Source organism: Bacillus sp. GS3m_15504, assembly GCF_055825275.1.
Genome location: NZ_JBVVNL010000001.1, coordinates 626579 through 648210, shown reverse-complemented (window position 1 = coordinate 648210; position 21632 = coordinate 626579). Strand labels below are relative to the sequence as shown.

At 36.2% G+C, this 21632-nt stretch carries 33 protein-coding genes and 1 pseudogene; 11 read left to right on the top strand and 23 right to left on the bottom strand.

Annotated features, from left to right (window positions below; genetic code table 11):
- Positions 1-6 precede the first annotated feature (6 nt).
- Genes spoIIIAE through AC0L0O_RS03580 form a run of 6 tightly spaced genes read right to left on the bottom strand, consistent with a single transcriptional unit; the run spans position 7 to position 3560 of the window.
- Complete coding sequence (spoIIIAE, locus tag AC0L0O_RS03605) at positions 7-1179, bottom strand: stage III sporulation protein AE (protein ID WP_000943694.1); 1173 nt, start codon at positions 1177-1179, stop codon at positions 7-9.
- Between the two features lie 10 nt (positions 1180-1189).
- Positions 1190-1573, bottom strand: coding sequence for a stage III sporulation protein AD (spoIIIAD, locus tag AC0L0O_RS03600; RefSeq protein WP_077317075.1), 384 nt, complete (start codon positions 1571-1573; stop codon positions 1190-1192).
- 23 nt (positions 1574-1596) lie between these two features.
- On the bottom strand, positions 1597-1800 hold the full coding sequence (gene spoIIIAC, locus AC0L0O_RS03595; RefSeq protein WP_000020914.1) for a stage III sporulation protein AC: 204 nt from the start codon (positions 1798-1800) through the stop codon (positions 1597-1599).
- A gap of 14 nt (positions 1801-1814) precedes the next feature.
- Positions 1815-2330 (bottom strand): stage III sporulation protein SpoIIIAB, encoded by a 516-nt coding sequence (gene spoIIIAB, locus AC0L0O_RS03590; RefSeq protein ID WP_000238692.1) that lies wholly within the window; start codon positions 2328-2330, stop codon positions 1815-1817.
- Positions 2324-3250, bottom strand: coding sequence for a stage III sporulation protein AA (gene spoIIIAA / locus AC0L0O_RS03585; protein WP_000665889.1), 927 nt, complete (start codon positions 3248-3250; stop codon positions 2324-2326). The genes spoIIIAB and spoIIIAA overlap by 7 nt, the downstream gene beginning before the upstream one ends.
- Positions 3251-3278: 28 nt before the next feature.
- Entirely contained in the window at positions 3279-3560 is a 282-nt protein-coding gene (locus AC0L0O_RS03580) for a YqhV family protein (RefSeq protein ID WP_000816054.1), read from the bottom strand.
- A 188-nt stretch (positions 3561-3748) separates the two neighbouring features.
- Here AC0L0O_RS03580 and AC0L0O_RS03575 point away from each other — a divergent pair, with 188 nt between their 5' ends.
- Together AC0L0O_RS03575 and AC0L0O_RS03570 are read left to right on the top strand one after the other, a co-directional pair.
- Positions 3749-4327: a GNAT family N-acetyltransferase gene (locus AC0L0O_RS03575; RefSeq protein WP_001165006.1), complete on the top strand. Its 579-nt coding sequence runs from the start codon at positions 3749-3751 to the stop codon at positions 4325-4327.
- Positions 4308-4610 (top strand): annotated as a pseudogene (locus AC0L0O_RS03570) (hypothetical protein). Before AC0L0O_RS03575 ends, AC0L0O_RS03570 begins: the two are co-directional and overlap by 20 nt.
- A gap of 35 nt (positions 4611-4645) precedes the next feature.
- On the opposite strand, the gene efp reads toward AC0L0O_RS03570, so the two are convergent.
- From efp to AC0L0O_RS03550, 4 genes are read right to left on the bottom strand one after another with little or no spacing between them, the layout of a single operon-like run.
- Entirely contained in the window at positions 4646-5203 is a 558-nt protein-coding gene (efp, locus tag AC0L0O_RS03565; RefSeq protein WP_000626507.1) for an elongation factor P, read from the bottom strand.
- A gap of 21 nt (positions 5204-5224) precedes the next feature.
- The gene (pepQ, locus tag AC0L0O_RS03560) at positions 5225-6286 is read right to left on the bottom strand and encodes a Xaa-Pro dipeptidase (RefSeq protein WP_473785647.1); all 1062 of its coding nucleotides are present in this window, start codon (positions 6284-6286) and stop codon (positions 5225-5227) included.
- Positions 6287-6290: 4 nt separating this feature from the next.
- Positions 6291-6731 carry a type II 3-dehydroquinate dehydratase gene (gene aroQ, locus AC0L0O_RS03555; RefSeq protein WP_000757082.1) on the bottom strand — a complete coding sequence of 147 codons (441 nt, stop codon included), beginning with the start codon at positions 6729-6731 and terminating at the stop codon, positions 6291-6293.
- Between the two features lie 52 nt (positions 6732-6783).
- The gene (locus tag AC0L0O_RS03550) at positions 6784-7272 is read right to left on the bottom strand and encodes a YqhR family membrane protein (protein ID WP_001071119.1); all 489 of its coding nucleotides are present in this window, start codon (positions 7270-7272) and stop codon (positions 6784-6786) included.
- A 244-nt stretch (positions 7273-7516) separates the two neighbouring features.
- Between AC0L0O_RS03550 and AC0L0O_RS03545 the strand changes: the two genes are divergently transcribed.
- Both AC0L0O_RS03545 and AC0L0O_RS03540 read left to right on the top strand, forming a co-directional pair.
- A complete protein-coding gene (locus tag AC0L0O_RS03545; protein WP_000134184.1) occupies positions 7517-8437 on the top strand; it encodes a DUF1385 domain-containing protein in 921 nt (306 codons plus the stop codon).
- A gap of 79 nt (positions 8438-8516) precedes the next feature.
- The gene (locus AC0L0O_RS03540; RefSeq protein ID WP_001014457.1) at positions 8517-8918 is read left to right on the top strand and encodes an SA1362 family protein; all 402 of its coding nucleotides are present in this window, start codon (positions 8517-8519) and stop codon (positions 8916-8918) included.
- Here AC0L0O_RS03540 and AC0L0O_RS03535 read toward each other — a convergent pair.
- From AC0L0O_RS03535 to splB, 3 genes are all read right to left on the bottom strand, one after another.
- Complete coding sequence (locus AC0L0O_RS03535) at positions 8915-9577, bottom strand: HAD family hydrolase (protein WP_000643912.1); 663 nt, start codon at positions 9575-9577, stop codon at positions 8915-8917. The two genes, AC0L0O_RS03540 and AC0L0O_RS03535, sit on opposite strands and share 4 nt — an antisense overlap.
- Before the next feature lie 53 nt (positions 9578-9630).
- Complete coding sequence (mntR, locus tag AC0L0O_RS03530; protein ID WP_001143076.1) at positions 9631-10059, bottom strand: transcriptional regulator MntR; 429 nt, start codon at positions 10057-10059, stop codon at positions 9631-9633.
- A 144-nt stretch (positions 10060-10203) separates the two neighbouring features.
- Positions 10204-11229 (bottom strand): spore photoproduct lyase, encoded by a 1026-nt coding sequence (gene splB, locus AC0L0O_RS03525; RefSeq protein WP_000802122.1) that lies wholly within the window; start codon positions 11227-11229, stop codon positions 10204-10206.
- Between the two features lie 271 nt (positions 11230-11500).
- Here splB and AC0L0O_RS03520 point away from each other — a divergent pair, with 271 nt between their 5' ends.
- Positions 11501-12355, top strand: coding sequence for a hypothetical protein (locus AC0L0O_RS03520; protein WP_000111911.1), 855 nt, complete (start codon positions 11501-11503; stop codon positions 12353-12355).
- Between the two features lie 28 nt (positions 12356-12383).
- On the opposite strand, the gene AC0L0O_RS03515 is transcribed toward AC0L0O_RS03520, so the two are convergent.
- The gene (locus AC0L0O_RS03515; protein WP_000514079.1) at positions 12384-13220 is read right to left on the bottom strand and encodes a lipoate--protein ligase family protein; all 837 of its coding nucleotides are present in this window, start codon (positions 13218-13220) and stop codon (positions 12384-12386) included.
- A 170-nt stretch (positions 13221-13390) separates the two neighbouring features.
- Between AC0L0O_RS03515 and AC0L0O_RS03510 the strand changes: the two genes are divergently transcribed.
- The 6 genes from AC0L0O_RS03510 (at position 13391) to AC0L0O_RS03485 (ending at position 16672) form a co-directional block, all read left to right on the top strand.
- The gene (locus AC0L0O_RS03510; protein ID WP_000108655.1) at positions 13391-13774 is read left to right on the top strand and encodes a rhodanese-like domain-containing protein; all 384 of its coding nucleotides are present in this window, start codon (positions 13391-13393) and stop codon (positions 13772-13774) included.
- Positions 13775-14023: 249 nt separating this feature from the next.
- Positions 14024-15001: a LacI family DNA-binding transcriptional regulator gene (locus AC0L0O_RS03505; RefSeq protein WP_001273966.1), complete on the top strand. Its 978-nt coding sequence runs from the start codon at positions 14024-14026 to the stop codon at positions 14999-15001.
- A 96-nt stretch (positions 15002-15097) separates the two neighbouring features.
- Positions 15098-15679, top strand: coding sequence for a TetR/AcrR family transcriptional regulator (locus tag AC0L0O_RS03500; protein ID WP_002037048.1), 582 nt, complete (start codon positions 15098-15100; stop codon positions 15677-15679).
- Positions 15680-15750: 71 nt separating this feature from the next.
- Positions 15751-16083 (top strand): DMT family transporter, encoded by a 333-nt coding sequence (locus AC0L0O_RS03495; protein WP_000312348.1) that lies wholly within the window; start codon positions 15751-15753, stop codon positions 16081-16083.
- Between the two features lies 1 nt (position 16084).
- Complete coding sequence (locus tag AC0L0O_RS03490; RefSeq protein ID WP_000312623.1) at positions 16085-16399, top strand: DMT family transporter; 315 nt, start codon at positions 16085-16087, stop codon at positions 16397-16399.
- Positions 16400-16414: 15 nt separating this feature from the next.
- Positions 16415-16672, top strand: coding sequence for a DUF3975 family protein (locus tag AC0L0O_RS03485; protein ID WP_000265381.1), 258 nt, complete (start codon positions 16415-16417; stop codon positions 16670-16672).
- Positions 16673-16688: 16 nt separating this feature from the next.
- Here the strand turns inward: AC0L0O_RS03485 and AC0L0O_RS03480 are convergent, their stop codons facing one another.
- The 9 genes from AC0L0O_RS03480 to AC0L0O_RS03440 form a co-directional block, all read right to left on the bottom strand.
- Positions 16689-16877, bottom strand: a complete 189-nt coding sequence (locus AC0L0O_RS03480) for a hypothetical protein (protein WP_002037046.1) — start codon at positions 16875-16877, stop codon at positions 16689-16691.
- Between the two features lie 248 nt (positions 16878-17125).
- Entirely contained in the window at positions 17126-17752 is a 627-nt protein-coding gene (locus tag AC0L0O_RS03475) for an ABC-2 transporter permease (RefSeq protein ID WP_049778711.1), read from the bottom strand.
- Complete coding sequence (locus AC0L0O_RS03470) at positions 17736-18359, bottom strand: ABC-2 transporter permease (protein ID WP_000595382.1); 624 nt, start codon at positions 18357-18359, stop codon at positions 17736-17738. Before AC0L0O_RS03470 ends, AC0L0O_RS03475 begins: the two co-directional genes overlap by 17 nt.
- Positions 18360-18391: 32 nt before the next feature.
- Entirely contained in the window at positions 18392-19024 is a 633-nt protein-coding gene (locus AC0L0O_RS03465; protein ID WP_001186557.1) for an ABC-2 transporter permease, read from the bottom strand.
- 14 nt (positions 19025-19038) lie between these two features.
- The gene (locus AC0L0O_RS03460; protein WP_001249571.1) at positions 19039-19707 is read right to left on the bottom strand and encodes an ABC-2 transporter permease; all 669 of its coding nucleotides are present in this window, start codon (positions 19705-19707) and stop codon (positions 19039-19041) included.
- Entirely contained in the window at positions 19688-20560 is an 873-nt protein-coding gene (locus AC0L0O_RS03455; RefSeq protein ID WP_000891291.1) for an ABC transporter ATP-binding protein, read from the bottom strand. The genes AC0L0O_RS03460 and AC0L0O_RS03455 overlap by 20 nt, the downstream gene beginning before the upstream one ends.
- A gap of 3 nt (positions 20561-20563) precedes the next feature.
- On the bottom strand, positions 20564-20938 hold the full coding sequence (locus AC0L0O_RS03450) for a GntR family transcriptional regulator (protein ID WP_001021351.1): 375 nt from the start codon (positions 20936-20938) through the stop codon (positions 20564-20566).
- Positions 20939-21036: 98 nt separating this feature from the next.
- On the bottom strand, positions 21037-21228 hold the full coding sequence (locus AC0L0O_RS03445) for a hypothetical protein (RefSeq protein ID WP_000535935.1): 192 nt from the start codon (positions 21226-21228) through the stop codon (positions 21037-21039).
- Between the two features lie 70 nt (positions 21229-21298).
- A complete protein-coding gene (locus AC0L0O_RS03440; protein ID WP_000262494.1) occupies positions 21299-21502 on the bottom strand; it encodes a DUF3929 family protein in 204 nt (67 codons plus the stop codon).
- Between the last annotated feature and the right edge of the window lie 130 nt (positions 21503-21632).

Genomic DNA, 21632 nt, shown 5'->3' with positions numbered 1-21632 from the left:
CACCTCCTACCGCATCATAAGTGTAATGTTCCCCGCAGCAATAATAATTGTGATACTTAAAAAGAACATAAACGATACGATAGCTAAGCAAGCAAATACGTAAATGATGCTCCGTCCAATGATATCTAAACATTGAATAATTGCTCCGCCGCCAACTGGTTGCAATACTGCTGCTGCGAACTTGTAAATAAACGCAATACAAAAGATTTGAATCGCTGGAAAAGCGACAATTAAGCATAAAATGACGAGTCCGATAATTCCGACTGTATTTTTTAATAATCCTGACGCACTAATAACAGTATCCGCCGCCTCTGTAAACATCCTTCCTACTACGGGAATAAAGTTCCCTGTTACAAATTTAGCAGTTTTCACCGCGATTCCATCAGCAACAGCTGTCGCTGTTCCTTGTACAGATAATACCCCTAAAAAAATCGTTAAAAAGATACCGATAATCCCCACGCTAACGTTTTGCAAAAGCTTGGACAATTTCGTTACTTTATATTGATCACTCATCGTACTTACAATACTTAATATCGTTGCAAGTAATAAAAGTGGTAGAACAATATAATTCATTAGAAGCCCACTCGTGTTCATTAAGAAGATAATAATCGGATGAAAAAATGCGACAGATACAACCCCTCCCCCGGTTGCTATAAGTGCAAGCAAGATTGGCAGTAGTGCTAATATGAAATCTACCATTGTTTGTATCGTTTCTCTTGCATATGTCATGACGACATAAAAACTATTTAAAGCGAAAATAATAAGTACCATATATACAACCGCATCAGCAATTTTACTTACGCTACTCTTTGAAAATGCAGATTGCAGTGATTGCAACAATGCACTAAAAATTGTAAGCATAATGAGCGTTCCAAGTAGTTTCCCATTTGCAACAAGTTCGTGAAATAAGTACTTTAATAAACCTAGCATCCACTCTTTTATAGAGATTTCTTTTTCTCCTTTTACAAACTCCATAAAGCTACCTTTTTGACTCTCTGGTAAGTAACCTCCATATTTTGTAACAAGCCCGTCCCAAAATTGCTTCACATCTTCAATTCCGAGCTTATCCAATTGTTGATCAACGACGTTTGTTTCTACAGGAGAAGCTTGTACAACAACCGGTAAAGAAAAGAAAAGGAAGCAAGCAAATAGCAGCTTAGCTCCAAACCCCCTCAACATTCACTCCCCCTTATCCCGTCGGCAAAAATCCGAGAATAGTTTCAATTACAACCGTCAAAATAGGAATCGCCATAACGAGAATTAAAATCTTTCCAGCTAATTCAATTTTCGAAGCGATTGCCCCTTGCCCTGCATCCTTTGTAATTTGCGCTCCAAACTCAGCGATATAAGCAATCCCAATAATTTTTAGCAACGTTTCTACGTATACGTTGCTAACTTTCGCTTCACTCGCTACTCTCTCAATCATTTGTAAAATAGCGTGAATTTGATCGATTAAAAGAAGGAACATTACGCTACCAACGAACACAATAAATAATGACGTAATGCTAGATTTATGCTGATTTAATACAGCTGCTAAAAATGTAGCAACGAGGCCTAATCCGACAATTTGTATAATTTCGATTCGAACCGCCCCCTTTACTGGAAGAGAAAGACACTTTTAATCTTGTCGAATAGCGTATTAATTAAAAATGCGACATGAAATAAAATAACGACAAAACCGACAAGGATAACCCAATTTGCAATATCCTCACGCTTTAATTCTTTTAATACGGTATGAATGAAAGCTAAAACAATGCCGATTCCGGCGATTTGAAATATTAATCCAACATCAATGGACATCGCCTTTCTCCCCCCTATAGCAGTAAAATTACGATAAGTAGCCCCGCTAGTACTCCTAAGCTCTTAATCATCTTTTCATATTGCATTTGTAATACTTTCGCTTCTTCTTCTTCTCTCTCTAAATGTGTAATACATAAGCGAATATGTTTTTGTTGCGATTCACGATCATGTTGTCCGAGCGTTTCACCAAATTGCTGCAAAATCTCGTACTCAGTTTGCTGAAATGCTGTTAGCTTCCAATTTTCTTTCAAACTATCTATCCAAGCTTCTCTTACTGTTTGTTCTCCGCTTTCTAGCCTGTTAGCGAAACTTTGAAATATCCAATTTAACGGCTTCGGCATTTGTTTTACTAATCGCTCAGCGGCTTCAGACAAAGGGGTATGCCCATACATAATTTCTGCCTCTAATGATTGAAGCGCCGCTTTTAATAATCTAAGTTGCCTTGGCCTCTCACTGTATCTTTTAGCGTATGAAAACCCGAAAAAGGTGCTGACAGCAACGATTAACACTGCACCAAATATTTTTACCATACGCCCTCAGCCTTTCTATGAGGTAATACCGATTTTCCATTCTTATCTTTCACTTGCATAACTGTCCCTGGCCCTCTTGCTTTTGACAATTCCACAAACCTATCAAAAATGCCGAGCTCTAGCACTGCCTTTAGTGATGGGCGTTTCACAACATCATCATAAGAAAATCCATGTGCGCTTATAAAAAGCTGAACCCCTGCATGTACTGCCTCCATAATTGCTTCACTATCTTCTTTACGACCAATTTCATCCACAATTAATATATCTGGGCTCATAGAACGAATCATCATCATCATTCCTTCAGCTTTTGGACATGCGTCTAACACATCTACTCGTGTGCCAAAGTCATACTGCGGGATGCCTTTCACGCAGCCAGCAATTTCTGACCGTTCATCAACGATCCCTACTTTACACGAAGGAATTTCCGAAGCACTTACACCTTGGCTCATACAACGTGCTACATCTCTTAAAAGTGTTGTTTTCCCCGTTTGCGGCGGGCCAATTACCATCGTGTTTAACCATCGTGATTCATACAAATAGGGTAAAAGCGGTTCAGCAATTCCTATTTTTTGACGAGCAATACGAATATTAAAGGAAGAGACATCTCGAATCATTTTCACTGCGCTTTTTTCGGTAATGACTTTTCCTGCTAAGCCGATTCTATGCCCCCCTCGGAGCGTCACATATCCACGCTTTAATTCCTCTTCCATCGTATAAATTGAGAATTGACTTAATTTATTCAATAAGTGAATAGCGTCCTCTGCTGTAACGATATAGTCATAAAAAAACACTTCACCATGAGCAATACACTCTAGCGGTCTTCCAATTCGAACACGGATTTCCTCTAGAGCATCGTACTGCTTACAACTTTCCACTAACTGCTTCATCGTTTTCGGTAAAACTTCTAATACTTCTTTCATCAGCTTCTCCCCACTATACCTGGCTTACTTATTTCAACAACGCGATAAAAATGCAGCCAATTCCAAGCGCTAGAAAAAAGAGTTTCAAAAAAGAAATCTCACTTGCCACACTCGCTATACCTATTGTCATTGTTAAAATTAATACGGTCGGTCCAACAAACGCCAACATACCATTTATAAACAATGCTTTCTTCGCATCATTCACATAAAGCATGAGCAAAGCGGCGAATATTTCCGCGCTACCTGAAAACAACCGAAGCAACCCCATTACAAGCACGGACGTTTCCATTGCCGCTAGCCACTGTTTCATTCTCCCACCTTCTCCCATAACGGTTACTAGTGCTGCACTCCAAAAAGAATATATTTGTACAACCATATGCAGAGGTTGTCTATTTCAGAAGTAAAAACATAATTTTTCTCTATCGTCTTTATCTAATCTGAATATTCTTATTTTTAATGGTATATTATGGTATATTTAATTTAAAAGGGGTATAGACGATGCAACACGTTACCTTAGTACCACTCGACTTACGCTATGCAAATGTGATTTTTAAGCTATCCAGTGATTCACATGTAAAAAACGCTTTAGGAATAAAGGTAGAAAAAATCGAAGATACGAAAGCATTCCTTCTTTTCGCAATAGAAGAAGAGCGCCAAAAGAGGTCTTTATCGAGAATGATTGTAAATGAAGAAAACGAAATAATCGGTCTCACCACACTTAAACATATTAATTATGAGAAGAAACAATCTCACATTGGTAGTTGGCTCGGCTATCCGTACTGGGGAAAAGGATACAATGAGGCTGCAAAAAAAGAAATTTTTAAAATTGCTTTTTTAGAATTACAACTTACATACGTATTCGCTGGTGCTAAAACGAATAATATCCGCTCATTAAAAGCACAAGAGAAACTACCTTATATTTCGTTACATGTGGAAAATAAGTTTCCAGACGAACACGCCGCATTAGAGAAGGAAGTAAAATCACTTTGCTCTCTGCATGTCGTATCACGTGAAAAATTTTTAAACTGGTTGGAATTACAGAGTGAGGAGGAAAAATATGAAGGCTTTAAAAATTAGTTTAACGATTGTAGTAGAATTGGCTCTTATTTATCTTTTTTCATTATTGGTGGGCTGGTCATTTATGGAGGCTTTTTTTCTTGGTAGTTTAGGGATATTCGGGGCGATTTAGCTCATTGCTTTACATATAAGACAAAATAACAACATTGATCACACTATATATAAAACAGGTGCAGTAAAACCTTTTCAAATGACATGGGGTCCTTGCACAACAGGTGCAGCTAGTCTTACAGCTTTCAGTTTTATAATAACCACTATTTATTATCTGCCCTATTTCCTATAAAAAAAGCACTCGTGATAATCACGAGTGCTTTTTTACTATGCACGAGAAACGTATTTACCTTCACCAGTGTTGATGATAAGCATTTCGCCTTCGTTAATGAAGATTGGTACTTGTACAACAAGACCAGTTTCTAATGTAGCTGGTTTTGTTACGTTAGATGCAGTATCACCTTTAATACCTGGCTCTGTTTCTGTAACTTGTAATTCAACTGTGTTTGGAAGTTCAACACCAAGTACTTCGCCTTGGTAAGTCATAATAGATACTTCCATGTTTTCTTTTAGGAATTTAAGCTCGCGCTCGATTTGTTTTTCACCAAGTTCGATTTGCTCATAAGTTCCGTTATCCATAAATACGTGAGCCTCACCGCTTGCGTATAAGTATTGCATACGACGGTTTTCGATGTGTGCTTTTTCTACTTTCTCACCAGCACGGAATGTTTTCTCTTGAACAGAACCTGTGCGAAGGTTACGTAGTTTAGAACGAACGAATGCAGCACCTTTACCTGGCTTTACGTGTTGGAAATCAAGTACTTGCCAAAGGCCATTATCCACTGCAATTGTTAAACCTGTACGAAAATCGTTTACTGAAATCATGTAAAAAAATCCTCCTGTGTATTACAAAATAATAAGTTCTTTTGGTGATTTCGTAATTACTTCATTACCTTCACTTGTCACAATGATATCATCTTCAATACGTACGCCGCCAATACCTGGAATATAAATACCTGGCTCTACTGTTACAGCCATACCTGGTTCAAGTACTGTATCAGAACGGAATGCTAAACCTGGTGCTTCATGGATTTCAAGACCGATTCCATGACCAGTAGAATGTCCGAAGTATTCACCGTATCCTTTTTCCGTTATGTAATCACGCGTTAACGCATCCGCTTCACGGCCAGTTAAACCAGCTTTAATACCGTTCACACCACGTAGTTGTGCTTCTAAAACGATATTATAAATTTCTTTCAATTTATCAGATGGTTCACCAACTGCAATCGTACGAGTAATATCAGAGCAATATCCTTTGTAATAAGCGCCGAAGTCTAATGTAACGAAATCTCCTGTTTCTATCACTTTTTCAGATGCCACGCCGTGCGGTAATGCCGAACGAAGACCTGAAGCAACGATAATATCAAACGAAGAAGATGTTGCTCCTTGTTTTCTCATGAAAAATTCAAGTTCATTTGACACTTCAATTTCAGATACTCCCGGGCGAATGAATGATAGAATATGTTCAAAGGCAGCATCTGCAATCTGTGCAGCTTCCTTTAATATCTTAATCTCTGAATCAGTCTTTATCAAGCGTAACTTTTCTACAAGCCCAGAAGTTGGGATAAATTCAGCATCGATCGCTTCTTTATGAGCTGAATAAGAACTATATGTAAGAGTATCTTGCTCAAAGCCAAGCTTTTGAATTCCTAGTTCTTTCACTTGCTTTGCAACTTCATCGATAATTAATCCTGCATGCTGTACAATCTCGTATCCAACCGCTTGTTTACTAGCCTGCTCTACGTAACGGAAATCTGTAATAAATTGGGCGCGTTTTTTCGAAATCAGTACAACACCAGCTGTTCCTATGAAGTTAGCCATATATCTACGACTATGTTCATTTGTTAACAAAATACCGTCAATACCAGCCTCATCAAATGCACTTCTTAATCTTTCGATTTTCTCCATTACTTTATGCCTCCCTCAATTTCTCCATTAATGCAAATAACGCTAACTTATAGCCATAAAAACCAAATCCAACAATCTGTCCCGCACAAACAGCTGCCGTCACAGATTCGTGACGGAACGACTCACGCTGATGAATGTTAGAAATATGTACTTCAATAACAGGAATCGAAATGCTTGCAATTGCATCTCGAATCGCATAGCTATAATGCGTAAATGCTCCAGGATTTAAAATGATCCCTTCATATATATCTTCCGCCTCATGAATACGATCGATAATCGCACCTTCATGATTCGATTGGAAACATTCTAACTCCACTCCCATTGCTTCTGCTTCTTGCTTCATATCTGCTTCAAGTGTCGCTAGCGTGCCCTTTCCATATACATTTACCTCCCTGACACCGAGGCGATTTAGGTTAGGACCGTTTACGAGGAGTACCTTTTTCATATGCTTAAAACTCCTTAATATTAAAGATCTATATACCATTTTAACATAGGAGTTACTTATTTGAATAGTTTGTCTTCTCTTCTCCTTCTCGCTCAGCTTTATTTGTATTTACTGCGTAGGAAACAGAGTATGCTATAAACACACCATATAATATAAAGATGCATATTGTCGTCACAATTGTTTCTTTCGGTAAATGGAGTGCACTTTTAATAGCAGGTGCTATTAACCCTACTCCGAAAAATAGTAACGCCCACCAAAATAGGCCATAAATCATCCCTGGAAGAATCCCTTCAAATTTTGCCAAAAACGCTTTATACAAAAAGGCAATTAAAATTGAAAGTAGTGCCATACAAACAATTCCTAACACATTACCCCATATCCCTTCTTTCCAGCTTCCAAAGGCAAATGGTAATAGTAAATAATTCGGTCCCGCTTCTGTAAATGAAAATATATGAAGGAAATACCATATCCCTCCCCAAAAAAGTCCACCAAATAAACCAATTTGCACAAAATTCCTTGTTCCTAATTGTTCTTGATTCACATCGACACCTCCGCTCAATAGTATGCCCGAAACTATTTTGAACCATGTTTAAATACTGCGAAATTTGTCTATAAAAAGAATAAGAAATGTCCGACTCTCGTAACATTTTCCCTTGTCATCTACTTGTATTTGTCGATAAAATAAAGGAAACTCGGTGATTGTCTTATTTCAAAATGACAGAACCCAGTATGACAATTGCCTCTTTTTCTACATAAGAGAGAAACAAATACAGGTTGGTGTTAACATGACAGAAGAGTCAAAACAAATATATGGCGGGCAAGCAGTCATAGAAGGAGTTATGTTTGGCGGTAGAGAATATACTGTTACAGCGGTTCGTCGTAAAGATAAATCGATTGAATTTTATCGATTACCACGCGTTCGTAATAAAGCATTATCTATCCTAAAAAAAATTCCATTTTTACGAGGGATTGCCGCTATTGTGGATGCAAGCGCGAACGGGGCAAAACATTTAAACTTTGCTTCAGAACGATTTGATGTCCACCCAGAAGAAGACGAACAAATTGCAAATAAAAAAGAAGAACAATCGAAGTTAACGATGGTATTAGGAGTTGCAGCAGTTGGCGTTTTATCTTTCATATTCGGTAAAGTCATTTTCACAGCAGTTCCTGCACTACTAGCTGAATTAACGAGACCGATTTTCCCATCTCATACAGGGCAAATCATTGTCGAAAGTGTCATTAAGCTCATGCTATTATTGAGCTATATATACTTTATTTCTTTAACCCCACTTATTAAGCGGGTATTTCAGTACCATGGTGCGGAGCATAAAGTAATTAATGCCTATGAGAATAACCTTTCACTGACTGTAGAAAATGTTCAAAAACAAACTCGCCTTCATTATCGTTGTGGCAGTAGCTTCATTATATTTACAGTCATTATTGGAATGTTTGTTTATTTCCTTGTCCCTACAGATCCACTTTGGGTCAGAGTGGTAAACCGAATTTTATTAATTCCAGTCGTGCTCGGCATTTCTTTTGAAGTGTTACAATTTACGAATCGATTACGCGATATTCCAGTATTACGCATACTTGGATATCCCGGATTATGGCTACAACTATTAACAACGAAAGAACCAACAGATGATCAAGTGGAAGTAGCCATTGCATCGTTTGAAGAATTATTACGTTTAGAAAACAAACAATAATTATTTAAAAATGGTGTTCAACTCCTTTCCTCATCGTTAATATACTAATTTTAATATATGTTTTTAGGAGGTGTTCCTTATGAACGGTCGTTCGTTTACTTTCGCTATATTTGTGCTTATTATCGGATTAGCAATATTCGGCCTTGTTTCATCTGTCATTACAAACCCAATGGGTGTGTTAAGAAATATTGGTATCATGTTGGCTGTCGTTGGTATCTTTTATTTACTCTACAAAATGTTTACAAACTCTAGTGGTTCTGCAAATTCGCAAAGCTCATATAAGCGCGCTGCAAAACAATCGAGCCGCAAACATGGGAAACAAAATGTAGCACCCCTAAGCAATTCTTTCTTTAAATCAAATACTTCTAATGACAAAGGAAAAAAAGGGAATCCTTCTTCTTTGAAGCGAAAAAGAAAACAATCTCATTTAACTGTCATTGAAGGTAAAAAAAACAAAAAGAAAGACCGTGCTTCCTTTTAGGAGATACGGTCTTTCTTTATATTTTGCATTACTTCTTTCAAACTTTTATCTTTCATACTTTCAATTCGAAGGTGATGATTTTCAAATGGTAAATTACGTGTCACATCATTCGGTACAACAACGCACGTTAATCCCGCTGCAATCGCTGCTTTCAATCCATTTAACGAGTCTTCAAATACCACGGCTTCAGACGAATCTATTCCTAAATCTTCTATTGCTACTCGGTAAAGTGCTGGATCTGGTTTTACCTTCTCAACATCTTCTCTCGTTTTAATGACTTCAAAATAATCTCGAATTTGTAGTTCTTCCAAAAAAGGAATAACCCATTCTCTAGAGGAACTGGAAGCTAATGCGATTTTTAATCCCATTTCTTTCGCTTCTTCTAAGTATTCTTTTACCCCGTCACGAGCTTCTGGTATTTTCATTTTCTCTTTATGTAAATTTTTCACTTTTTCTTTTAATGCATACTTATCAAACTTCTCTTTTAACTGCTCATTTAAATATTCATACAGTACATCGTCTGTCGTTCCAATACATTTTGCAAATTCCTCTAAAGGTAAATCTCCACCGTACTCACGAACGGCGTCTCTGAAAGAGTGAAACCATATTGTTTCTGTATCCACAATTAATCCATCAAAATCAAAAATAATTGCTTTCATCATTCTCCCATCCTTTTCGATTGAAATAAAAAAGGAAACGACGTACGTTCCCCTTAATTACTTTTCTCTTCATTTGCTTTTTGAACGCCACGAAGTGTTTCCACTCGAACCTCATCTTGTTCAAAGTATTGCACTAAGTCACCAATACGATCAATTGCTTCCCAGCTTAAATGATGTTCAATTCCTTCTACATCATTGTAAATCTTACTTTCATCCACACCGATAATACGCATAAATTGCTCTAACAATTCATGACGATATACGAGACGTTCTCCAATTTTTTTACCTTTTGATGTTAATACAAGCCCTCTATATTTTTCATAAATTAGATATTCATCTTTGTCTAATTTTTGCACCATTTTTGTTACAGAGGATGGATGTACACTAAGCGCTTCAGCAATATCAGATACGCGGGCATAACCCTTTTCATCAATCAACAAATAAATTTGTTCAATATAATCTTCCATACTAGGGGTAGGCATCGGTTTCCTCCATCCAATTTCATTTTGCTCATTCCGTACGAAGCAATCAATAAAATGATACACCAGAAAGAATAACGTGACAAGTTGAAAACAAGCCTAAATATATAAAACAAAAAAGAATCTGTATTTGCATACAGACTCCTCTTAAGTAAAGTATTGTATTTCTGCATCAGGAAAAAACTCATATATATAACCTCTTATCGTTTCTTCCAATACTTCCGCATCATCTTTTTTATATACGTATTTCCCAATGCCATATCGTCCCCATTTATATTTACGCTTCTCTTCATCCATTTCAAGCTTCGTATTCGGATAACGCTCTTGAATAACCTTTTTTGCTGGCTTTGTAAAGCGATGTTGAATTAATTCAAATGTTAAATTCGGTATCGACAAATCGTTTAATGCATTGTACAATCGCTCAAATAGTTCACGATATCCTTCTTCCCATCCTTCATGCATATAAAGCGGCGCCACTATAAATCCAAGTGGATAACCCGCGCCTGCTACTTTACGAGCCGCTTCAATTCTTTCTTCAAACGGTGATGTCCCTGGTTCAAAATTTTTAATTACATAACGTGAATTAATACTAAACCTGAAACGAGTTTTCCCGTTATGTTTTGCATCTAATAAATGATCAACGTGCGAATATTTCGTAACGAAACGTAAACGCCCATGCTCACTTTCTCCAATGAATTCGATCGCGCGCTTTAATGCATGTGTTAAATGATCAATCCCAACGATATCTGATGTACAAGCAGCTTCAAACCTTGTTATTTCAGGTGCTCTTTCATCCATATATTGCTGTGCCTTCTCAAATATTTCATCAAGATTCACATACACGCGAACGTAAGGCTTACTCCCAAGTGTCGTTTGCAAGTAACAATAATGACAATGTCCCATACATCCTGTTGCAAGCGGAATTGCATATTCAGCTGACGGTTTTGACGTATCAAACTTTAATGTCTTCCTCACCCCAACGACAAGCGTTGCTTTTGCATTACGATACTTTTGCAAATCATTTTCACCCGGCAAATTTCGAATTTGATTATGGGATGTCGTTTCACGAATCTCTAGTCCCATCTTCGTAAACTTCTCATACAGCTCTTTTCCAAGTGGATATTCAAGTGCCTTCGGTTCAAAGTAAACGAGTTTTGGCATAAATGGTTTCATACGCTTCCCTCCTCTCGTTAGTATGGGAAACGATGAAAAATTAACACGCATTAAAGTTTTCCACGTTTTAACAGCCCTTCAACAGGCTGTTTTTCTTCTGTCTAATTTTACAAATTGAAAAATTTCATAAAGAAAATAAGAAAAATGCAAAATAATTAAAGTTAATTGTTGACGTGATGCTTTTATTATCGGTATCATAAATCTTCGTGAGCAATTATTTTTCGTTATACGATTTTTTTATTATTACTGAATTTTTGAGAGGAGAAATTAGATGTCAGTTAAGAAGAAAACGCAAGTACGCACCGGCAAAATGGTACGTGAACTAATGTTAGCAGACGAAGATGTAAATGCTTCGCTAATTATGGTATATAGTGAAAACGGTGTAAACGCAGAAATTAAAATCGAGGGCTTAACGCCGAAATGTAACGAAGAATTATTTTTGAGCGGAAACGTGGATTGGAACAAGAGTGTTATTTATAAAATTGTTGATTTCACTGGAAACGCTGAAGTTGGTAAAGTTACATTAACAGCGATGAACAAAAATAATGTTTCTCTAGAAATAGAACGCGTTATGTGGAGTAAAGAAAATAAAGAGGCTGCTGAACAAGAAGAAACAGTTGTAGAAGCTACTCCGAAAAAAGAAGTAGTTGTAGAAGTTCCAAAAGCAGTTACACCTGCTCCAAAGCCTGTTACACGTGTGGAAACACCTGCCACAGCACCAACACCTAAACCTAAACCTACTCCGGCACCGACACCTAAGCCAGTAAGTGTAGAAGCAGCTGTGGAATTATCTACTCCAGCACCTGTGAAACGAGAAGTACCAACTCCAGTTACAAAGCAAGAGACAACACCGGTCGCGCCTGCAAAACCGAAGCAATCTGCTTTAACTGAAACAAATTCAAAACTACAAGAAAATTATGTGAAACTCGTGAAAAAGACAATTGAAGTTTGTCAAGATTACGAGCTTGGCATCGACATAGATGATTCTATTGAAAGCTTAAAAGAAGAACTACAAAGCCAAGGTATTAGCGTTACATTCGACAAAGAAATTATGGACGTTGTCAATCGCCTTCGTTCTTTACAAGATAAAGGAATCAAAGTAGAAAAAGTACTTAATTTACTATAAAAAAATAAGAGGCGGCAATTGCCACCTCTTATTTTTTATAATTCCATTCTTTACTTTCATACTTTTCTTTTGCTAATGTTTGCACTTCATGTAATTGTTCTTCTGTTAATTCATACGGAACAAGCTCTACATCTAATCCTTTTTCAAACCCAACCTCAAACGCTTTAATTAACTGCTCGATTGTAAACGTACGGTCTGTTAATTCATTAATTGCTACCGCTTTAGAAGAGAACATACTCTTCATACGTTCTTTTACACGCTCATTCGGGAATAAAAACAGATCATATAACTCATCTAAATCTATTTCTAACGGAATCGATCCATGCTGCAAAATAACACCTTTTTGACGTGTTTGCGCACTACCTGCGATTTTTCTTCCTTCTACTACAATTTCATACCAAGACGGTGCATCAAAACATACGCCTGAGCGTGGATTTTTTAAATTTTCACGATCTGCTTCTGTTTTTGGAACTGCATAATACGCTTCTAACCCTAATGCTTTAAAACCATCTAGTAAACCTTGCGAAATAACACGATACGCTTCTGTAACTGTTTTTGGCATATTCGGATGATCTTCAGACACAATAACACTATACGTTAATTCTTTATCATGTAATACACCCCTGCCGCCTGTTTGACGACGAACGAATCCATATTTCTTTTCGTTAACTACATCCATATTAATATCTTTTTCAACACGCTGGAAATACCCGACTGTTAATGTTGGTACTTCCCATTCGTAAAAACGAATAGTTGGTGGCATTTTCTTTTCACTTTGCCAATTTAATAAACATTCATCTAACGCCATATTAAATGCCGGTGAACATTGACCAGAGTTAATATAACACCATTTTTCTTTTCCCATCCTGCACCTCATATAACCAATTATTTTTCACATTCTCTAGTCTACCAAATTCGACAAAATTTGTGAAAGAATACGAAATTTCTTCTTATATACAAATGAATCTGTTGCATAAATACATACGGGCATTATAATATTGAAAGTAGGATAAGAAAAAAGGGAGCGATAGAATCGTGTCAACAACTTGGATTATTTTATTAGCCGTAATCGTAGCGTTCATCGGTTACACTGTATGGATGTATTTCTATCAGAAAAAATTAATTACAACACTTTCAGAAGAAGAATTTCGCGCTGGCTACCGTAAAGCACAGCTTATCGATATTCGCGAAGCAGACGAATATACTGCAGGGCATATTTTAGGCGCACGTAACATTCCGTTATCACAAATTCGCCTTCGTCATAAAGAACTTCGTAAAGATCAACCAGTTTACTTATACTGTCAAAGTGGATTCCGTACTGGTCGTGCGGCTCAATACTTAAAGAAACAAGGCTACAAAGATTTCTACCAATTACAAGGTGGATTCAAAACGTGGACTGGAAAAATTAAAAAGAAATAATAACATACAAAAACTAGCTGAACGATTCAGCTAGTTTTTTCATTTGAAAACTTTCCACGTTATTCTCACACATTTTGACAAAACTTTTTTGCAAACAAAAAAGACCCCTATCATTCTTACGCCCAAGTGAAAAGGTTACGCGAATAAAAAGAAGTCTTATTCATACCATAGTTTGTGAAAAGCTTTTCAGGTCAAGATTTTTTCTTTCTTATTATTTTCCCTTTATAATAAGAGGAAGAGGTGATACATATGGCCAATATAAAACAAATTGCAAAAACCGCTGGTGTATCCATATCAACTGTTTCTCGTGTCCTGAATAATCACCCTTACGTAAAAGAAGAAAAACGTAAGCGTGTTCTAGATGCTGTTGAAGAATTGAACTATGCCAAAAATATAAATGCTATTCATTTAATAAAGGGCAAAACATATACGATCGGTGTTATGCTCCCTTTCATTAACCTTCCATACTTCAGTACCATTATTGAAGGAATCGGTAACGAAGCGTTAGCAGCTGGCTATCACATTAATTTATGTCAAACGAATTACGATAGTATTGAAGAAATTCGTGTTCTGGAAATGATGAAAATGAAACAATTCGACGGGATGATTATTTGCTCTCGAACAAGTTCATGGGAACAAATTGAACCTTTCGCAAAATTTGCTCCTATTATTTCATGCGAAAAAATGAACCACCCTCTCATTTCATCCGTCTACGTAGATCATTATGAAGGATTCCGTCTCGGCACCGCCTATTTACTCAAGAAAGGCCATGAAAAAATCGGAATTTGTTTAGCAAGAAAAACGAGCGCAAATTCTATGGAGCGCGAAAAGGCGTTTGCTGATACACTTCGTAAGGAGGGCAAAACGTTACATCCCGAATGGATTTTTCATCAATGCTATACAATGCAAGACGGTGCACAATTACTCCATCGTATTGTAAATATGAAAAATCGTCCAACCGCTATTTTTACAGCAAACGATCAAGTTGCAGCAGGTTTAGTAACAGAAGCTCGAAAACAAGGCCTTCGAGTACCCGAAGACCTTGCTATCCTCGGATTTGATAATCATGAAATTTCAAAGGCGTTAGAAATTTCAACAATTGAACATCCCGGTCTCGCAATGGGCTCACATGCGTTTTCTTTATTCCATAAACAAATGCAAAGTGAGCAAATTATCGGGAACGCAAAAGAACTTTCATTCCATTTAATTGAGCGAGATACTGTCTAAAAGGAGCGTTACCTATAGCGCTCTTTTTCAGTTCTTCACCTATTGACTTTATATTTTTACTCGCATATAATGAACCTAACGAACGGTAGGTAGGGGATGAAAATGACAGCAAACCGCATTAAAGCTGTAGCACTTTCTCATTTCGCACGCTACGGCTACGAAGGAACTTCATTAGCAAATATTGCTCAAGAAGTTGGGATTAAAAAACCATCGATTTACGCACACTTTAAAGGAAAAGAAGAGCTATATTTTATATGCTTAGAATCCGCTCTTCAAAAAGATTTACAAAGCTTCACAGACGATATCGAAAATTTTTCAAATGCGTCTACTGAAGAATTGCTCTTACAGTTACTAAAGGGCTACGCAAAACGATTTGGTGAAAGTGAAGAATCAATGTTTTGGTTACGAACTTCTTATTTTCCACCTGATGCATTTCGCGAACAAATTATCGAAAAAGCAAATACACACATTGAAAACGTTGGAAAACTTTTATTCCCTATATTTAAACAGGCAAACGAGAAAAGTGAACTGCATAACATTGAAGTAAAAGACGCTCTAGAAGCTTTCCTATGCTTACTAGACGGACTTATGGTTGAGCTACTATTCGCAGGTTTAAATCGCTTTGAGACTCGTTTAAACGCCTCTTGGCAAGTATTTTGGCGAGGCCTTTCAAACTGACGGATTGCTCCTTTGCAATGCGTCGTTTTTAAGCCCTTTACCTAACGACTGGTAGGAAGGAGAAATGACATATGGCATGGATTTATGTAATCTTAGCTGGTATTATTGAAATCTTTTGGGTAATTGGATTAAAACACGCGGAGGCTCCACTTGAATGGGCTGGTGTTGCATTATTAATTACAATTAGTTTCGTCTTATTATTTAGAGCTTATAAAGATTTACCTGTTGGTACTGTATACGCAGTCTTCACTGGAATTGGAGCTGGTGGAATCGTTCTTACAGAAATTTTCATTTTCGGAGAGCCATTCTCTATCGTAAAAGTATTATTAATTGGTTTAATCTTCTTCGGCGTAATTGGTTTAAAACGAGTAACAGAAGAAAAAGAAGCGAAGGAGGCCGCATAAAATGGCTTGGGTATTTTTAATTCTAGCTGGTATTTGTGAAATTATTGGTGTACTCTTTATGAAAGTAGCCACTGAAAAGAAAGGCTGGGCACCAAAAGTTATTTTAATCGCTAACTTCGGCGTAAGCTTCTTCTTCTTATCCCTTGCGATGAACACATTACCGATGGGAACTGCTTACGCGATTTGGACTGGAATCGGAACTGCCGGAAGTGCACTTCTAGGCATCCTTATTTTCCGCGAATCAGCGGATTGGCGTCGTCTTGCTTTCTTAAGCTGCATTCTATGCGGCGCTGTTGGCTTAAAACTATTAAGCTAACGTGAGGTGAATGTCATGTGGAAAGAAAAAGGGAAGCAACTGTTAGCATGGATCACGCTTGGTATCGTCATTCTACTGCAAATTAGTTTTCATATAATAGAATGGTTGTTTCATAAAGTAGTATCCATTCTCACATTCCTTCCTAACATGACACTTGAAATGATATCAATCGTTTGGTCCATTATTGCCTCCATTGCAATCGTCATTATATGGAGTATCGCCAAGCTATGGAATAAGTTATTTAAAAAGGACAGTTCTTCTGAACAAGAGTAACTGTCCTTTTTTATATTCATTCAGACTTTCTGTAGAAGTTTGATGTGATAAGACAAAGAAGACCAACTATGACAATACTTATACCAATCACTTTATGCAAACTAGGAAATAACGTTGGTATATCTGAATAAGCATTTGCTAATATGAGACCAATTGAAAATAAAAATACCCCTATTCTATATAACCATTTTCTTTTATTCATCATTCTCCCCTCCTAACATTTTTCATACACTCCTTTCTTTTGGACATACTACCTAAAAAAGGAGTGAATAATATGCAAAATTCTATACATAAGCAAATCCTATTTTTATTTTTCCTCTTTCTTATTCTCGTTATCGTTTTCAGCTTTATATTACATACTCCAAAAGATGTTGTACCGAGTAACCTCTCTGTTTATAAGCTTTTACTTTCCTATTGTCGTTATTGAAGAAGGTGCCTTTTATAGGGCACCTTTTAAAATTCTCTCTTCTCATACAATTTCACTGAAACAAAGACAGATGCTATGAACATGCATATTGAACTAATGAATAACAAGCTGTTGTATAGTTGAATTTGTTCTAGGTTGATTCCAAAGAAAATAGAAGAAACGGCCATAGGTGCTATTAGTATAAAAATCGCAATAAAAATAGTTTTTTTATAGGCCAACCAAAACGATATCGGTAAAACAAAGCTTAAATAAACTAAAATAAAGCTAATACTAGCAACCATTGTCGTTTCAATAAATTCAAATAGGTTAACCCCATTCTTCATTCCCATCGTAAAACAACCGACCGTTACACTTATAAAAAGAATAATAATTGCTACTATATATTTTGCAAATACAATATGTTTTTTCAATATTGGTAAACTATTTACTATAACTTCACTCTCATTTTTACTATCTGCTTCAAATGTTTTTACCGTTGCTCCAACTGTAATAATTACGGACATAATTATGAACAGATTTTCCGTATCTGTTAAGGCCATATAAAAGAAAACAGGATACAGTATGTACCAAATTAAAAACTTCCATTGAATGATGAAATCTTTTAAAATTAGTTGTTTCAACGCTATTTTCCTCCTCTCACAGATCACGTTCATTGTACAAATGAATTGAGAAAAACATGGACATAATATACAAAAGAATGAGTCCTGCTATAAAACAAATATTTACGACTAGACTTGTGCTCCAAGCATTCTCTACATCTAACCAAACGTTACTTACAATCAATCCACTCAAATATCCCAATGCAAGTCCGGCGAACGGAGCAATTTGTTTGGCACTGCTATATCCTACTGAGAATTCAATCGGAAGTACAATTATGCTACAAACAAACCCACCTGTTATACCTCCGAGAATTTCTCCCCACAGCATAAATCCAGTCATATGCTCATTTTGCAACTGTATTAAACCAATCACTAGTGAGAAACATCCACCTAGAGCAACTAAAATACTTACAAATATGTATTTCCCTATGACAAGATCTTTACGGTCAAACGGTAAACTATTTACTATCAGTTCACTTTTATTTTTCCCCTCATAACTCATTGACAGTATCATGCCAAGAGCAGGTACAAACATACTAAATGTCATCAAAAAACTATCACTACTAAAATCAACAATGAGCAGGAACAAAAAACATATAAGATAAACAAACCCTAACTTTCTTTGCATCATCATATCTTTTAAAACTAATTGCTTGATCATGTTTTGCACCTCCTAATATGAAAATGTCCCATCTATAACTCTGCCTGCTGAAACATTTTCATTGAGAGGAACATTGATATGAATATACTCACTAATACTCCAATACCAAGAACACCCATTGCTTGTGTAGCCTCTTGAGAGTGAAGTACTTTTAACATAATTGTTTTATCACCAAAAATATTGCACATAAGACCAATCATACCTATTAAAGGAAACAGCATAATCAAATTCAAGACTGTAATAACTTTATATCCCCCAATGTAATTAGTCGGTATCGTTACTACACAATAAATCAAAGTTGCTACTATCGCTGAAAACACTGCATATCCAGGCATGACTATATCCCTGTCCAATAAAATATTTCCTAATATTACGACTATAAAAGTTACACTTAAACCAGCCATAATAAATAATGTGCTTGAAATATATTTAGCTATAATTATCTCTTTTCTCGTTATAGGTAAACTCACTAATACTTTTTCCGCTTTACTTTTCTCGTCATAATAAAAAGAAATATATATAATCGTACTACATGTTATAAATAATCCTATTGCAATCCCCATTGGTTCGACGGAATTCTTAAAAATAGATAAAATAGGGATTAAAAAATAAAAAGGAAACATCTTCTTCTGTAAAAAAAACTCCTTCAAAATCAACTGTTGCATATGAATTCTCCTCTCTATAAATCACGCGTTTCATAAATTTTAATTGTAAGAAGCATAGAAACGATATAGACACTAGCTAATATAATTCCTCCAATTATAAATACACCAATATGCAGCGGATTCATAATCCACTCAATGAATGAAGGTGCTGTTTCATTCAGCCCATCACTAATAAACATCCAAAAAATTACACCTACTCCCATTGATGCTGCTGATACTATACTTCTTACTATCTTCGATTTTGTACCGTAATAACTAGGGAAAAGTATCACAACAAAAAACAAGGCGTAAATAGCTCCATTTATTACTTCATACCATGGAATTTCAATGTATAGATTAGGATGATAGGCACCAATATCACCAATGACCACAATACCTCTTATAAGAAAAACAACTAACATCGTAGAAAGCATGCCACCTACAATAAATATTGCACAGGAAATATATCTAGCAATGACGATATCCTTTCGACTTACCGGTAAACTATTTATAACAATGTCACTTTTATTCCTTTCATCCATAAAGATTAACGTCATAACCGAGGAAAGTGTTATAAATAGACAACTCATCGGAAATAACCCTTCACCACTTGGATCTAACATAAATAACAAAAGTGGCATAACAAAATTCACTAACCACGTTACCCGAAAAAAGAACAAATCTTTATATACGAGCTGACGCATAGGCACCTCTTCCTTTCGCGGTGTAAACGATGATCTCGTCCAATGTAGGCTTTTCTAGTACAACCTCATTTCCAAACCAGTCGATAATTGTTTGTTTATCCTTCGCTAAACCTTCAAAACCAAATTTATTTTTTCGTAATCCAACAAATAGTTCTTTTCCTTCTCGGTCTAATAAATCATTACTTCCTTTTACGATTATGTAGTTCTCCATTAAGTCGTCTTTTTCACCAGTAAATATAATTTCTCCATCATTGATGAACGTAACATAATCTGCGATGCGCTCTAAATCTGTTGTAATGTGCGTTGAGAATAATACAGATACTTCATCTTCCATTACAATTTCTTGCAACATATCAAGCAATTCACTTCGAACAACTGGATCTAATCCTGCTGTTGGTTCATCCATGATGATAAACTCTGCGTGATGCGAGAGCGCGATGGCAATCGCAAACTTCATTTTCATCCCTTTTGATAGTTCTTTAATTTTTTTATACTTCGGAACTTGCAATCTATGCATATACGATTGATACTGCTCTTCATCCCACTTTTTATATAACGGTGCAATAATACGTTTCATTTGTTCACACGTTAAATCTTCGTAATAATGATTTTCATCATATACAAAGCCGATATTTTGTTTTATTTCCTTTTCCGCTTTCTTATTGTCCTTGCCAAAAATTTTTATTTCGCCGCTATCTTTTTTAATTAAATTCATAATCATTTTGATTGTCGTACTTTTCCCGGCCCCATTCGGTCCGACAAATCCCATAATATATCCGCGTGGTAACGTAAAACTTATATTTTTCACTGCAAAATCTTCATAACTTTTACAAACGTTTTTTAGCTCTAACATCCTTTATTCCCCCTCATATAAACACGCTATCATCTGCTGTAAATCTTCAAGTGAAAGCTGCAACGCTTTACTTTCATTCACAATCTCTTCCGCTTTACTTTCCAATAGGCGAAGCCTTTGTTCTTTTAATAGTTCATTATTTTTACGTGAAACATAAGTCCCCTTCCCAGCAACAGTTTCTATATATCCTTCTTTCTCAAGCTCCTCGTATGCACGCTTCGTTGTAATGACACTAATTTGTAATTCCTTCGCTAAGCTGCGAATAGACGGTAATTGATCTCCACCCTTTAAACCACCATTTAAAATAAGCTGGCTTAATTGTTTTCTTATTTGCACATAAATAGGGTCTTGGGAAGAATTCGAAATAATAATATTCATGTTTTCCTCCATCGTGTGTATATACTGTATATACACACGATCCTATTTTTGGCAAGAAAAAAAGACCAACATTTTCCTGTTGGTCTTTCGTATATGTATCACTTTTCAAAGCGATCTAACATCTCATCTCTCATTCCGAAACTCACTACCGCAATTCCTACATACATAAATAGAAGGAATGCCGGATGAACTGTGTTGTACCAAGTGCTATCAACAATTAAATAAATCGTTAATGCCACAACAAGAACAAACGCTAAGATAAACATATAAAAGTGTCTTGTACTACCCATGATAAACTCCTCTCTTCTCACTTCACCATTCAACAGTATATTTTATCGAATAATTCGATATGACTCAAGGTTAACTTTCTGTTATGTAATCAAGTTCCACCTTTACAATGTCCTCACATGCTATTGAAATGATCGTTCCTTGCTTATCAATTGCCGTCACTTCTCTATTATCCATTACACGATGCGCTACTCTTTCTAGTACTTTTCCTTGATCTCGGTAACAAAATTCTTTTATATCTTTAATTGTTTCTCCATTTTCTAAATGGTATACCATCCTATAACATCGATATCCCACACTTTCACCCCCGTCTTGCTCGTTTTTTCACATATACATAAAAATGAGTAATCTTTGCCTCATCACATCTTCTTAATTTCAATAAAATTCTAACAAAAATAAATACTTT